Raw genomic sequence first — 13,197 nt, 5'->3', positions numbered from 1 at the left:
CCACCCGACGCTCAGCCGCCACTAGTACCTTTCCTCGGATGCGGGTCGACTTGCTCACTCGGGAGTACCCCCCGGAGGTCTACGGCGGTGCCGGCGTGCACGTCGAGTACCTCGCTCGTGAGCTCCGGCGGCTCACCGACGTACGCGTGCGCTGCTTCGGAGCGCCACGGGACGGCGACGGAGTGTCGGCGTACCGGGTCCCCGGCGGGCTCGAGGGCGCGAACTCCGCGCTCGGCGTCCTCGGCGTCGACCTGGAGATCGCCGCCGGCTGCGAGGGCGCGGACGTCGTGCACTCCCACACCTGGTACGCGAACCTCGCCGGGCACGTGGCGAAGCTGCTCCACGGCGTCCCGCACGTGATGACGACCCACTCCCTCGAGCCCCTGCGGCCGTGGAAGGCCGAGCAGCTCGGCGGCGGTTACCAGCTCTCGAGCTGGGTCGAGCGCACGGCGGTCGAGGCCGCCGACGCGGTCATCGCCGTCTCGGCCGGCATGCGCGCCGACGTCCTGCGCTGCTACCCGGACGTGGACCCGGGGAAGGTTCACGTCATCCACAACGGGATCGACACCGACGAGTACTCCCCGCGGCCCTCGCCGGAACTGATGAAGCGTCACGGGATCGACCCGGACCGGTCGATCGTGCTGTTCGTCGGGCGCATCACCCGGCAGAAGGGTTTGCCGCACCTGCTGCACGCCGCGCGGGACTTCTACCCCGACGCCCAGCTCGTGCTGTGCGCCAGCGCCCCGGACACCCCGCAGATCGCGGAGGAGGTGTCGGAGCTCGTCGCCGGGCTGCGGCGCGAGCGCAGCGGAGTCCACTGGATCTCCGAGGTGCTGCCGCGGCCGGAGCTGGTCGAGCTGATCAGCTCGGCGTCGGTGTTCGTCTGCCCGTCGGTGTACGAGCCGATGGGCATCGTGAACCTCGAGGCGATGGCGTGCGAGACCGCGGTCGTCGCGACCGCCACCGGCGGCATCCCCGAGGTCGTCGCCGACGGCGAGACCGGGATCCTCGTCCCGATCGACCAGGTCGACGACGGCACCGGCACACCGCGCGACCCGGACGCGTTCGCGGCCGACATCGCCGCGGCCGTCAACGCCCTGCTGCGGGACTCCGAGCGCGCCCGTGCGATGGGCAAGGCGGGCCGGGAGCGGGCCGTCTCACAGTTCTCCTGGACCGAGATCGCGGCCCGGACCCACCAGCTCTACGCGAACCTCAGGTCCTGACCGGCGTCGGTGGCCACCGCGTTGTAGGCCGCCAGCTGGGCCCGCCGGGCCGCGCGCGCCAGCGCCCGGAGCTCCGCGTCCCGCCCGGCCATGCCGTTGACGTTGAACGCGGCGCCGTCGTCGTCCGCGGCGAGCTCGGCGATCGCCGCGACCCGCTGCGCGAGCGCGAGCACGCGGTGCGCGCGGGCCGGGTAGCCGGGGGCGAGCAGGTCGCCGTTGCGGCCGGAGCGGATCGCCGAGATGCGGTCGGCCGCCTCGGGTCGCCAGCGGGCGACCTCGAGCGCGTCCAGGGCGTCGGTGACGGCGCGCATCGTCTCCGCGAGCTCGCGCTCGGCCTCGGCGAGCGAGGTCGGGTCGCCGGGGCCGGCGGAAACCCGGAAGGCCTGCCAGCGGACCGCGATGCCGATGCAGTCGTCGGGGTCCTCGTCGCCGACCTGGGGGACCAGGCCCCACGGCTGCGGACCGTCGAGCAGCACCGCCTCGCCGGCGTCGAGGGCGTCGACGTTGAACTCCGCCGGGCCGGGCAGGCCGAGCAGGTCCCCGGGCACCGGCAGGGCGAGACGCAGACCGGTGACGCCCGCGGTGCGCAGCCGCGCGAGGGCGACGGTCAGGGTGTCCTCGTCCGACCCCGCCCACTCCAGCACACGGTGGCTGCCGTCGCGGCCCGCGATGCGTTCGGCGGCGGTGTCGGGGGAGACCAGACCGGCGAGCACGGCGTTGCCCCACGCCACGAATCGACCCGACCGGAGCACGCTGTCCATCGGAAGAGCGTAAGCGGTCGAACCCCGTGCGCAGGTCCACACGTCCCCGCCGCGCGTTGCACGCAGGGTGCACACCCCGCTCGCGTACCGTGAACCCATGACGCTGGTTCTGGACCTCGCCGAGGTCGTCGTCCGCCGCGGCACCAAGCGCCTGCTCGACGACGTCACGTGGGAGATCCGCGAGGGCGAACGCTGGATCGTGCTCGGCCCCAACGGCGCCGGGAAGACCACGTTGTTGCAGGTCATCGCCGGTCAGCTGTACCCGACCTCGGGGTGGGCGGCCATCCTCGGCGAGGCGCTGGGGGAGACCGACGTCTCGGAGCTCCGCACCCGTGTCGGGCTGGCCAGTGCGGCCCTGGCGGACCGGCTCCCGCGCAACGAGATCGTGCGCGACGTCGTCCTCACCGCGTCCTACGGCATGGTCGGCCGCTGGCGGGAGAAGTACACCGACCTCGACCGGCAGCGGGCCGAGATCCTGCTGCGCGCACTCGGGGTCCTCGACCTCGCGGAGCGCACCTACGGGACGTTGTCCGAGGGTGAGCGCAAGCGCGTCCAGATCGCCCGCGCGATGATGCCGGACCCCGAACTCGTGCTGCTCGACGAGCCCGCGGCCGGGCTCGACCTCGGGGGTCGTGAGGACCTGGTCCGCCGGCTCTCGAACCTCGCCCTCGACGAGGGCTCCCCGGCCATGATCATGGTCACGCACCACGTCGAGGAGATCCCGGCGGGCATGACCCACGTGCTCATGCTGCGCGAGGGCAGGGTCGTCGCCGCCGGGCCCATCGAGCACACGCTGACCTCGGCGAACCTGACGTCCTGTTTCGGCATCGGCCTCGAGCTGCGGTACGACGGCGGCCGGTACAGCGCCCGACTGGCCGGGCGGGAACGGCTGCACCTCGCTTCGGGCTGAGCCACCCACGCGCCCCCTACGATGATCACGTGGACGCCTGGGTGTGGTGGGTCATCGCGGCGGCGGCACTGGCCGGCGTCGAGGTTCTGACGCTCGACCTCATCTTCATCATGCTGGCCGGCGGATCGCTGGCCGCCGCGGGCGTCGCCGGCGCCGACGGGCACATCTCGCTCCAGGTCGCGGTCGCGATCGTCGTCGCCGTCGCGGGGCTCGGCCTGCTGCGGCCGGTCGCGATGCGGCACCTGCGCACCACCCCGGAGATCCGCACGGGTGTCGAGGCGCTCGTCGGGCAGGAGGCCCTGGTGCTCTCCGACGTCGGGCCGCACGAGGGGCGGGTCAAGCTCGCCGGCGAGGTGTGGTCGGCGCGCTCCTACGACGGCGCGAGCACGTACGCAGCGGGGCAGACCATCGCCGTGCTGAAGATCGAGGGTGCGACCGCGCTGGTCGGCTGACCGGCGCACGATTCGCAGCGACGAAGAGGAGATCCATGAACGGCAGCGACGCAGTCACCATCGCGCTGGTGGCGATCGCCATCTTCGTCCTCGTCGTGCTCTCGCGCTCGGTGCGGATCGTGCCGCAGGCCCGGGCCGGGATCGTCGAACGCCTCGGCCGGTACCAGCGGACGCTCGGCGCCGGGCTGACGCTGCTCGTCCCCTTCGTCGACCGGCTCAACCCGCTCATCGACCTGCGCGAGCAGGTGGTCTCGTTCCCGCCGCAGCCGGTGATCACCGAGGACAACCTCGTCGTCAGCATCGACACCGTCATCTATTTCCAGGTGACCGACCCCAAGGCCGCGACCTACGAGATCGCGGACTACATCTCCGGCGTCGAACAGCTCACGGTCACGACCCTGCGCAACGTCGTCGGTGGTCTGACGCTGGAACAGACCCTGACCTCGCGTGACCAGATCAACGCCGCGCTGCGCGGTGTCCTCGACGAGGCCACGGGCCGCTGGGGTCTGCGCGTCAACCGTGTGGAGCTCAAGGCGATCGACCCGCCGCCGACGATCCAGGGCGCGATGGAGCAGCAGATGCGCGCCGAACGTGACAAGCGCGCCGCCGTCCTCACCGCGGAGGGCTTCAAGCAGTCGCAGATCCTCACCGCCGAGGGTGAGCGGGCCGCCGCGATCCTGCGCGCCGAGGGCGAGCGCGAGTCGCAGATCCTCCGCGCCCAGGGTGAGGCCGAGGCGATCCAGACCGTCTTCCGCGCCATCCACGACGGCAATCCCGACCAGGAACTGCTCGCGTACCAGTACCTGCAGATGCTGCCGGAGATCGCGCGCGGCGACTCCAACAAGATCTGGATCGTGCCGAGCGAGATCGGCAAGGCGCTCGAGGGGCTGGGCTCGGTGGTCGGCAACCTCGGCCCCGACGCGAACCGCCCCGGCACCGGCTGAGTCGTCGGGCGCGTGACCTTCTGGGACGCGATCGCCATTGCGGTCGCCGGGCTGGGCGCGGGCGCGATCAACGCCGTCGTCGGGTCCGGCACGCTGATCACGTTCCCGACGCTGATCGCGCTCGGCTACCCGCCGGTGCTCGCGAACGTGTCGAACACGGTGGGCCTGGTGCCGGGATCCACCGCCGCGGTCGTCGCGTACCGGCGGGAACTGCGCGGCCAGGGCGAGCGACTGCGTCGGCTGTGCGCGTGCACGACGGTCGGCGCCGTTATCGGTGCGCTGCTGCTGCTCACCCTCCCGCCGGGCGCGTTTCAGGCGATCGTGCCGATTCTCATCGGGATCGCGTTGTTGCTCGTTCTCTTCCAGCCGCGGCTGACGGCGGCGGTCGCGTCCCGGCCCCACCGGCCGCATCACGGCGGGGCCGTGCTCGCCCTCGGCGTCCTCGGGACCGGCATCTACGGCGGCTACTTCGGCGCCGCGCAGGGCGTCCTGCTGATGGGCTTGCTCGGCACGTTGCTCACCGAGGACCTGCAGGTGCTCAACGCGATCAAGAACGTCCTGGCCCTGACGGCGAACCTCGTCGCAGCACTCGTGTTTCTCGCGATCGAGGACATCGACTGGGGCATCGTCGGCCTGATCGCCGCGGGCTCCATCGTCGGCGGTCTGACGGGGGCGCGGATCGCCCGCAAGCTGCCGCCGAACGTGCTGCGTGGGGTCATCGTCACGATCGGGTCTATCGCGATCGTCCGCCTGCTCGCCTGAGCGGCGCCCCTTGTCAAAAAAGGGTGACACCCCTTACTGCGCAGTAAGGGGTGTCACCCTTTTTCGACACTTTTTCGACACGGGTGGGGAGGCGGACGCCGGGGCAGTCTGCGCTCAGTCGTCGGTGGAGCGGCGGAGGCGTTTGGTCCGGGACCGGCGGGACTTCGCGTCGAGGCGGCGGGCGGTGGCGCCGGCCGAGGGCTTCGTCGAACGGCGGGGCCGGGGCGGCGGGGCGGTGGCCTCGGTCAGGATCGCGGTGAGGCGATCGGCGGCGGCCTCGCGGTTGCGGAGCTGGGACCGGTGCTCGGACGCGACGACGACGACGGTGCCGTCGACGAGGCGGGAGCCGAGGCGCTCCAGTGCGCGGGCGCGCAGCGCGGGGGAGAACGCGGCCGAGTTCGCGAGGTCGAAGACCAGTTCGACGCGGGAGTCGGCGGTGTTGACGCCCTGCCCGCCCGGGCCCGAGGAACGCGAGAACCGCCACGTCAGCTCCCGCTCGGGGATGCTGACCGACCGGACTCGGATTCCGTCGATCATGGGCTCAGGATGCCCGGCGCCGCCCGTCGTGGCCACAGCTTTCCGCGAGCGACGAGCCGATGAACTGCGCGTGAGCGCGGCATGAGCGGCCGCTGGGGCCGGCTTGGTGCCGGTGTGGTTGGTTGGCCCGGTGAGTCGAGGCAACTCCCGCTCCGGCCGGTCGTCGGCGGACGTGGTGATCCTGGGCGCCGGCCCCGCGGGTCTGGCGGCGGCCTGGCGTGCCGCGCGGACCGGCCGCTCCGTCGTCGTGCTCGAGTCCGCTCCCTACGTCGGCGGGATGGCGGCGAGCTTCGAGGTCGGCGGAATGCGCGTCGACGCCGGCAGCCACCGGCTCCACCCCGCGACCGCGCCGGCGCTGCTCGCCGACCTGCGCGGGCTCCTCGGCGACGACCTCCAGACCCGGCCCCGCAACGGCCGGCTGCGCGTGGCGGGCAGCTGGGTCGGCTTCCCGCTCAAGCCCGTCGAGCTCGGCAAGGCGTTGCCGCCGGCACTGCTGGCCGGCATCGCCCGTGACGCGCTCACCAACCCGCTCCGCAAACCACGGCAGGACACCTACGCCGAGGTCCTGCGTGCCGGGCTGGGGCCGACGCTCTACGGCGCGCTCTACGAGCCCTACGCGCGGAAGCTGTGGGGCCTCGACGGCGGCGAGATCGACGGCGAGCAGGCGCGGCGTCGCGTCACCGCGGACACCCCGTGGAAGGTCGCGGTGAAGATCCTCTCCCGCGCCCGCCGCAGCCGGGCGACCGGCGAGGGCGGCTCCGGTCAGGGCCAGATCTTCCACTACCCGCGCCGCGGCTTCGGGCAGATCGTCGAGGCGCTCGCGGACGCGGCCACCGCCGCCGGCGCGGAGATCCGGCTCTCCAGCCCGGTCGAGCGGGTGGTGCCGCGATCCGGGCTCGACTCGGCGCCGCAGGTCCGCACCGCCGACGGCACGACGGTGACGGGTCGTCACGTCTTTTCGACCGTGCCGCTCCCGCGCCTGGCCGCGATGACCGACCCGCCCGCCCCGGCCGAGGTGCTCGCGGCGTCGGGGAGCCTGACGTTCCGGGCGATGGTGCTGGTCTACCTGGTCCACGGCGGAGGCCGGTGGACGTCCTTCGACGCGCACTACCTCCCGGCGGACGGGACCCCGGTCACCCGGATCTCGGAGCCGACCAACTACCGCGAGAGCGCGGATGACCCGGGCGACCGGAGCGTGCTCTGCGTCGAGATCCCGTGCGCCCCGGACGACGCGACGTTCACCGCCGACGAGGCGACGCTGACCGGCATCGTCACCGACACCCTCGCCCGCACCGGCCTGCCCCCGCTGAACGTGCAGGAGGTCGTCGTCCGGCGGGTTCAGCACGTGTACCCCGTCTACACCCGGGGTTACGGGCCCGCGCTGGAGACGCTCGACACCTGGGCCCGCGGCATCTCCGGCGTCACGACCTTCGGACGCCTGGGCCTGTTCGCGCACGACAACACCCACCACGCCCTCGCGATGGCCTACGACGCGGTGGACGCGCTCACTCCGGTCGGCTTCGACCACGGCGCGTGGGCGATGGCCCGACTACGGTTCGCCGACCACGTCGTCGAGGACTGACCTCAGAAGAAATGACGGAGCGTCAGATCTCTGCCGGAGCCGGCCGGACGCCGTCCACCAGCAGCGACGGGGAGATTCCCGGCGCGAGCCCGACGGAGACGCGGGCCCCGACCTCGAGCCGGAGTTCGTGCGGCTGCAGCGAGCGGATCGTCACGCCCGACTTCAGCGCGACCGTGTAGAGGATGAACGCGCCCTGGAACTCCAGGGCGGTGACCTCGCCCTTGCCCGGGCCACCCGCGTCGAGGGTGACCTCGTGCGGTCGCGCGACGATCTCGACCTCGCCGTGCCCGAGCCCCCGCGGCGCGATCAGCTCGGTGATCTCGCAGTGCAGCATCCCGGCGTCGCGCTCGGCCGGCAGGAACACCGCGTCGCCGACGAAGTTCGCGACGAACCGCGTGGCCGGGTGGTGGAACGCCTCGTCGGGGGAGGCGTCCTGCTCGACCCGACCGGCGCGCAGGATCACGACGCGGTCGCCGGTGGCGAGGGCCTCGTCACGGTCGTGGGTGATCAGGATCGCCGCCGTGCCGGTGTGCCGGAGGATCGCGACGGTGTCGGTGCGGATCTGCGCGCGCAGCCCGCGGTCGAGGCTGGAGAACGCCTCGTCGAGCAGGACGATCGGCGGCTTCGGCGCGAGCGCGCGGGCCAGCGCGACCCGCTGCTGCTCACCGCCGGAGAGCTCGTGCGGGTACCGCCCGGCCAGCGGGCCGAGCGAGACCAGGTCGAGGACCTCACGGATCCGCGCCGCCCGGTCCGGCGAGCGCCGGGGGAGCCCGAAGCCGACGTTGTTCTCCACCGTCAGGTGCGGGAACAGCGCGTGGTCCTGGAACACCAGGCCGACGCCGCGGCGCTCGGCCGGGACCCAGACGTCCGGCCCGGCGACGCACCGCCCCGCGAGGGTCACCCGGCCGGCGTCCGGCCGCTCGAGGCCCGCGATCATCCGCAGCGTCGTCGACTTCCCGCAGCCCGACGGTCCGACCATCGCGACGATCTCGCCCGGCCCGACGGTCAGCGAGATGCCGTCCACGGCGCGCGTCTTCCCGAAGTCCTTGACGACGGACTCCAGCGTCAGCGGGAACGTCGGCGCGCTGATCACGTGCATGCCCTCGCTCATGTCAGCGCCTTCGCGGGGAGGATCTTCCGGAACAGGATCAGCACCGGAATCATCGCGACGACGACGATCGTGAGCGCGGGCACGGCCGCGCTCTCCCAGCGGGTCTCGGACGCCTCCTGGTACACCTGCACCGAGAGCGTGGTGAAGCCGAAGGGCCGCAGCAGCAGCACGATCGGCAACTCCTTCAACGCATCGACGAGGACGAGCACCGCCGCCACCGCCACGCCGGCCCGAGCCAGCGGGAGGTGGACCCGGGTCAGCACCTGGCGGGGCCGGGTCCCGAGGGACAGGGCCGCACCGGTGAGCGACGGGGACATCTTCGCGAACGAGGCGTCGACGCTCTGGTAGGCGGGGGCCATGAACCGCACCAGGTAGGCGTAGACGATGCCCGCGACCGAGCCGGTGACGACCAGCCCGGTGCCGCCGGGGACGCCGAGACCCTCCAACCCGTCGTCGGCCCAGGCGAAGACGATGAGGACGCCGATCGCCACGACGACACCCGGCACCGCGTACCCGACGGTCGCGAGCTGGGCGGCGACGTCGACCCGCCGACCGTGCGTCAGTTTCGCCGCGTGGGCCATCACGACCGCGGCGGCGGTGCAACCCGCGGCGGCGATCAGGCCGATCCGCAGGCTGTTCCAGAGGTAGTCCAGGTAGCGGTCGTCGACGACGCTGGAGAAGCCGCCCTCGTCGGTCGTCGCGGCCCACCACACGAGCTGCCCCAGCGGCAGGACGAACGCGACGCCGAGCAGCGCGCTGCAGGCGGCGGTCGTCGCCCAGGCTCGCGCGCCGGTCAGCCGGACCGGGGTGAAGCCGCGCTCGGGCCCGCCTCGTTGCAGGTACCGCGCGCGGCCGCGGGCCAGGCGCTCGGCGAGGATCACGAGGATCGCGAAGGAGAGCACGAGGCTGGCAAGGACGGTGGCCGACTGCCGGTCGAACGTGCCCTTCCAGACCTGGTAGACCCCGACCGTGACGGTGTCGACGTTGAAGTACGTGACGGTGCCGAAGTCGGTCAGCGTCTCCATCATCACCAGCGCGGCGCCGGCCATCAGCGACGGCCGGGCGAGCGGCAGCACGACGCGGCGCAGCGCCTGCCACGGGCCGCACCCGAGCGACCGGGCCGCGTCGTAGGTCGCCGGGGCCTGCTCCAGCAGCGCCGAGCGCGCGAGCAGGTAGACGTACGGGTAGAGGCACAGGGACAGGACGAGGATCGCCATGCCGGTCGAGCGGACGTCCGGGAACCACGCGTCCTGGCCGAACCACTCGCGCCACTGCGTCTGCACCGGGCCGGGGTAGTCGAGGACCGACAGGTAGATGAACCCGAGGATGTACGCGGGCATCGCCAGCGGCAGCACCAGCAGCCACGAGAACGCACCCCGGCCGGGGAAGTCGTAGGCCGTCACGACCCAGGCCAGCCCACCGCCGAGCAGGACGGTCAGCGCCCCGACGCCGATCAGCAGGACGAACGTGGTCCAGATCATCTCGCCGAGGCGCGGCGGCCACTTCACGTCGTGGCCGGTGGCGGCGACGGCGTCGATCACGACGGCGATCACCGGAAGCGCGGCGACGAGGGCGACCACGAAGACGCCGAGCGCCCAGCCGAGTCGGCCGGTCCCGGCGCCGCTCGTGCGGCCCCGGCCGGGTTCGGCGGCGGGCGCGGTGACGCCCGGGTCGAGCAGCGTCACCCGCGGACTCTCGTCACCGGCGCCCGGGTCACCGGTAGCCGGCCTCCGACATCAGCGCGATCGCGTCGGCGTTGAGCTTGCCGTACGCCTCCGCGTTGATCGGCTGGAACTTGAAGGTGCCGAAGCCCGAGATCAGGTCGTCGGGCTTCACGTCCGGATTCACCGGGTACTCGTGGTTGCCGTCGACGAAGGAGTTGGCGCCGGTCGTGGCCAGCCACTCCAGCAGCTTCTGCGCGTCGGCGACGTTGTCGGAGTTCTTGAGAATCCCGGCGCCGGAGATGTTCACGTGGACGCCCTCGCCGTCCTGGTTCGCCCAGTACGGCTTGACCTTGAAGTTGCTGTCGTCCTCGAGCAGTCGCGCCAGGTAGTAGTGGTTCGTGATCGCGACGTCGCAGCCGCCCGCGTTGACGGTTTTCAGGATCGTCACGTCGTCGCCGATGATGTTGACGTCGTTCGCGACCCAGCTCTTCACGATCTCCAGCGCGCGGTCCCGGCCCTGCTTGTCGATCAGCTGCGCGACCAGGGACTGCACATAGGGCGACGTCGCCGTCCGCATGCACAGGCGGCCCTTCCACTTCGGGTCGCCGAGTCCCGCGTAGGAGTCGGTCGCGTCGAAGTCGCTCGGCTGCACCTTGTCGGGGTTGTACATCAGGGTGCGCACCCGCATGCTCAGGCCGACCCAGCGGTCCTGCGGGTCGCGCAGGCCCTCCGGCACGGCCTCGTCGAGCACCGAGGACTGGATCGGGAGCAGCAGGTCCTGCTGGGCCGCGTTCCAGAGGTTGCCGGCGTCGACGGTCATGAAGATGTCGGCCGGCGTGTCCTCACCCTCGGCCTTGATCCGTTCGAGGAGCTCCGCGTCGCCGCCGTAGAGGAACTCGACGTTGATGCCGGTCTCCTTGGCGAACTGCGTGAACGCCACCTCGAGGTCGTAGTGGCGACCGGAGTAGACACGGATCGTGCTCTCGTCGTCACCGCCGCACGCGACGAGGAACGGGAGGCACAGCGTCAGGACGGCGGCCACTCGAAGGGGCATCCGGAGCGACTTGCGGAACACGACTCACACCCTTGCACGTTGATCGTCAGCCACCCGATGGGCAGCCTAACCTAACCCCGCGACCTGACATTGTCGTACGCGACCTGGCCGAGAACTCACGTGAGGACACCGAAATGAGACTGCGCCGTACCCGTGTCGTCGGAAGCCGACTGATCCTCGCCGCCGGCCTGGTGGTCGGCGTCGCGGGCCTGTCGGCCTGCGGGGACGACGACGGTGGCCAGGTCCGCAACCTGACCGAGGAGGAGGGCATCTCCTCCGGTGGCGGCAGCTCGTCGGGCAGCTCGTCGGGCAGCAGCTCGGGCTCGAGCAGCGGGTCGTCGAGCGGGGCGTCGAGCGGGTCCGCGAGCACGGCGAGCCCGGGCGGCACGGCGTCGCCGAGCGGGTCGACCGCGGGCAGCGGCTCGAGCAGCGGCTCGGTCAGCGGGTCGGGGTCATCGAGCGGGTCCGCCAGCGCGCCGTAGGCAGCGGGGGACGGTCCGCGAGCCGGTCGGCGTTGAGTTCGCGGTGGACGGCCGGTACCACCTTTCTCAGGTACCGGCCGAGCTTGACGAACGAGTCGCCGGTGGTGCGGAAGTGGTAGCGGATCGGGACCTCGGCGTATCCGAAACCCTTGCCGAGCAGGTCGAGCGTCAGGACCTGGGCGTAGTTGTAGTCGTGGATGATCTCCGCCTCGGCGGCGGCTCGGGCTGAGAAGGCGCGGTACCCGCTCTGACCATCCGTCAGGTCGCGCCGCCGCGCCGTCCAACGCACCCACCGGGTGAGGACGAGGTTGCCGAGGCGACGGTGCGGGCGCATGTGCTCGATGTTGCCCGCGAACCGGGAACCGACGACGTAGTCGGCCGTCCCGGCGAGGACCGGGGCGGCGACCGTCGGGAGGTCCTCGGGTGCGTACTCGCCGTCGGCGTCCAGGTAGACGACCGCGGCGGGGGAGAGCGCGCTCGCCTCGCGCAGCGCGGTGCGCACGGCGGCGCCGAGGCCACGATTGACTTCGTGCGGGACGACAACGGCGCCGGCGTCCGCCGCGCGGGCGGCGGACGCGTCGGCCGAGCCGTCGTCGACGACGATGCAGACCAACGGGCGGCCCTCGACCGTCGCCGGCAGACGGCGCACGACCTCGGCGACGACGTCCTGCTCGTTGTAGACCGGGATGACCGCGACCACCGGCGCGTCCGGCGCCACCGGGTACGGCTCGGGCCGGGGCGGGGTGACGCGCGGCAGGCGCAGGTTGCCCCAGTAGCCCGGCGCCGGTGTCACCAGGGCGACGCCGCCGACCACCAGCGAGTACGCGGTCTTGACCGCGTGGGTGGCGAGCGCGATCGCGAAGGCGGTGCCGGCGTCGACGCCCAGCGCGGCCAGCGCCGCCGTGCCCGCGGCCTCGTAGGAGCCGATGCCCCCGGGCGTGAGGGCGACCGTCTGTGCGGCGATCGCGACCGCGGTGACGGCGATCGCCTCGTGGTAGTCGAGCGAGACGCCGGCGGCGTGCGCGACCTGCCAGGCGAGGGTGGCCTCCAGGGCCCAGGCGACGAACGCGGTCCCGACGATCGTCGCGGCCGGGAGCCGGACGCGTTCGCCCGGACCGCGGGCGAGCAGCCGCCGCGCCCACACCAGCACCGGCACCGCCGCCGCGGCCAGCGCGACGGCGAGGATCCAGGCCCACGCACCGATCAGCTCGCCGGCCAGGCCGGGGACCGCGACCAGCGCCAGGACCGCGACCGACAGCAGGTCGGCCAGTCGCAGCGTCACCGTCGTGGCCGTGACCGGCCCGACCGCCAAGGACGTGCGCCGCAGCACCGACGTCACCCGCAGGATCTCGCCGAGTCGGAACGGCAGGACGTGGTTGCCGAGCACCGAGACGTGCAGCGCCGCCCACGACTGACTGAACTCCAGGCCCGGCAGCGTGCGGGTCCAGGCCCAGGAACGCAGGGCGAACGCGGCCGCGTAGCAGAGCAGCGCGAGCGCGAGCGGACCCGGCGAGGCGGCCAGGGCCTCAGCGGTCTCCCGCAGCACCGGACCGTCGACGACCTGGACCAGGTACACCACCGACAGGGCGAGCACGACGATGCCGATCACCGTGCGTGCCTTTCGCACTCGCCGCTCCTGTCGCTACTCGCGCATGCACCTTTCTTGAGAAAGGCCAGGCTAGCCTTGCCCCCGCGTACGCATTGTCACCGGCGGC

13 protein-coding genes are annotated in these 13,197 nt (G+C 72.5%); 7 read left to right on the top strand and 6 right to left on the bottom strand.

Features of this window, described 5'->3' with window-relative positions; all coding sequences use genetic code 11:
• The first annotated feature begins 38 nt into the window (after positions 1-38).
• A complete protein-coding gene (gene glgA, locus SPOPO_RS0122370; RefSeq protein ID WP_019877342.1) occupies positions 39-1,223 on the top strand; it encodes a glycogen synthase in 1,185 nt (394 codons plus the stop codon).
• Here glgA and SPOPO_RS0122365 read toward each other — a convergent pair.
• Positions 1,202-1,984 carry a hypothetical protein gene (locus tag SPOPO_RS0122365; protein ID WP_019877341.1) on the bottom strand — a complete coding sequence of 261 codons (783 nt, stop codon included), beginning with the start codon at positions 1,982-1,984 and terminating at the stop codon, positions 1,202-1,204. The two genes, glgA and SPOPO_RS0122365, sit on opposite strands and share 22 nt — an antisense overlap.
• A 97-nt stretch (positions 1,985-2,081) precedes the next feature.
• On the opposite strand from SPOPO_RS0122365, the gene SPOPO_RS0122360 reads away from it, so the two are divergent.
• From SPOPO_RS0122360 to SPOPO_RS0122345, 4 genes are read left to right on the top strand one after another with little or no spacing between them, the layout of a single operon-like run.
• Positions 2,082-2,894, top strand: a complete 813-nt coding sequence (locus SPOPO_RS0122360; protein ID WP_033387161.1) for an ABC transporter ATP-binding protein — start codon at positions 2,082-2,084, stop codon at positions 2,892-2,894.
• 29 nt (positions 2,895-2,923) lie between these two features.
• A complete protein-coding gene (locus SPOPO_RS0122355) occupies positions 2,924-3,346 on the top strand; it encodes an NfeD family protein (protein ID WP_019877337.1) in 423 nt (140 codons plus the stop codon).
• Positions 3,347-3,381: 35 nt separating this feature from the next.
• A complete protein-coding gene (locus tag SPOPO_RS0122350) occupies positions 3,382-4,290 on the top strand; it encodes an SPFH domain-containing protein (protein ID WP_019877336.1) in 909 nt (302 codons plus the stop codon).
• A gap of 12 nt (positions 4,291-4,302) precedes the next feature.
• Positions 4,303-5,052: a sulfite exporter TauE/SafE family protein gene (locus SPOPO_RS0122345; RefSeq protein ID WP_019877335.1), complete on the top strand. Its 750-nt coding sequence runs from the start codon at positions 4,303-4,305 to the stop codon at positions 5,050-5,052.
• Positions 5,053-5,166: 114 nt separating this feature from the next.
• Here the strand turns inward: SPOPO_RS0122345 and arfB are convergent, their stop codons facing one another.
• Complete coding sequence (gene arfB / locus SPOPO_RS0122340) at positions 5,167-5,589, bottom strand: alternative ribosome rescue aminoacyl-tRNA hydrolase ArfB (RefSeq protein ID WP_019877334.1); 423 nt, start codon at positions 5,587-5,589, stop codon at positions 5,167-5,169.
• A gap of 130 nt (positions 5,590-5,719) precedes the next feature.
• Between arfB and SPOPO_RS0122335 the strand changes: the two genes are divergently transcribed.
• On the top strand, positions 5,720-7,171 hold the full coding sequence (locus SPOPO_RS0122335; protein WP_156870135.1) for a protoporphyrinogen/coproporphyrinogen oxidase: 1,452 nt from the start codon (positions 5,720-5,722) through the stop codon (positions 7,169-7,171).
• Between the two features lie 22 nt (positions 7,172-7,193).
• Here SPOPO_RS0122335 and SPOPO_RS31150 read toward each other — a convergent pair whose 3' ends face one another.
• Genes SPOPO_RS31150 through SPOPO_RS0122320 form a run of 3 tightly spaced genes read right to left on the bottom strand, consistent with a single transcriptional unit; the run spans position 7,194 to position 11,021 of the window.
• A complete protein-coding gene (locus SPOPO_RS31150) occupies positions 7,194-8,282 on the bottom strand; it encodes an ABC transporter ATP-binding protein (RefSeq protein WP_156870133.1) in 1,089 nt (362 codons plus the stop codon).
• Positions 8,279-9,967, bottom strand: coding sequence for an ABC transporter permease (locus tag SPOPO_RS0122325; protein WP_019877331.1), 1,689 nt, complete (start codon positions 9,965-9,967; stop codon positions 8,279-8,281). The genes SPOPO_RS31150 and SPOPO_RS0122325 overlap by 4 nt, the downstream gene beginning before the upstream one ends.
• Positions 9,968-9,995: 28 nt before the next feature.
• Complete coding sequence (locus tag SPOPO_RS0122320) at positions 9,996-11,021, bottom strand: extracellular solute-binding protein (protein ID WP_211210948.1); 1,026 nt, start codon at positions 11,019-11,021, stop codon at positions 9,996-9,998.
• A gap of 113 nt (positions 11,022-11,134) precedes the next feature.
• Here SPOPO_RS0122320 and SPOPO_RS33190 point away from each other — a divergent pair, with 113 nt between their 5' ends.
• Positions 11,135-11,482 (top strand): hypothetical protein, encoded by a 348-nt coding sequence (locus SPOPO_RS33190; protein ID WP_019877328.1) that lies wholly within the window; start codon positions 11,135-11,137, stop codon positions 11,480-11,482.
• On the opposite strand, the gene SPOPO_RS33970 is transcribed toward SPOPO_RS33190, so the two are convergent.
• A complete protein-coding gene (locus SPOPO_RS33970) occupies positions 11,439-13,109 on the bottom strand; it encodes a lysylphosphatidylglycerol synthase domain-containing protein (protein WP_019877326.1) in 1,671 nt (556 codons plus the stop codon). The two genes, SPOPO_RS33190 and SPOPO_RS33970, sit on opposite strands and share 44 nt — an antisense overlap.
• Positions 13,110-13,197 lie beyond the last annotated feature (88 nt).

Origin of the sequence: Sporichthya polymorpha DSM 43042, assembly GCF_000384115.1 — a bacterium.
In the GTDB taxonomy this organism is placed as follows: Bacteria; Actinomycetota; Actinomycetes; order Sporichthyales; family Sporichthyaceae; genus Sporichthya; species Sporichthya polymorpha.
Note: the sequence above shows the minus strand (reverse complement) of the source record. Positions and strands in the feature narration are given on the sequence as shown.

Bases quoted from the DNA above. Each gene is read 5' to 3' on its own strand.
- SPOPO_RS33190 (WP_019877328.1), top strand. From the start codon at position 11,135: ATGAGACTGCGCCGTACCCGTGTCGTCGGAAGCCGACTGATCCTCGCC.
- SPOPO_RS0122360 (WP_033387161.1), top strand. From the start codon at position 2,082: ATGACGCTGGTTCTGGACCTCGCCGAGGTCGTCGTCCGCCGCGGCACC.
- SPOPO_RS0122350 (WP_019877336.1), top strand. From the start codon at position 3,382: ATGAACGGCAGCGACGCAGTCACCATCGCGCTGGTGGCGATCGCCATC.
- glgA (WP_019877342.1), top strand. From the start codon at position 39: ATGCGGGTCGACTTGCTCACTCGGGAGTACCCCCCGGAGGTCTACGGC.
- SPOPO_RS0122365 (WP_019877341.1), bottom strand. From the start codon at position 1,984: ATGGACAGCGTGCTCCGGTCGGGTCGATTCGTGGCGTGGGGCAACGCC.
- SPOPO_RS31150 (WP_156870133.1), bottom strand. From the start codon at position 8,282: ATGAGCGAGGGCATGCACGTGATCAGCGCGCCGACGTTCCCGCTGACG.
- arfB (WP_019877334.1), bottom strand. From the start codon at position 5,589: ATGATCGACGGAATCCGAGTCCGGTCGGTCAGCATCCCCGAGCGGGAG.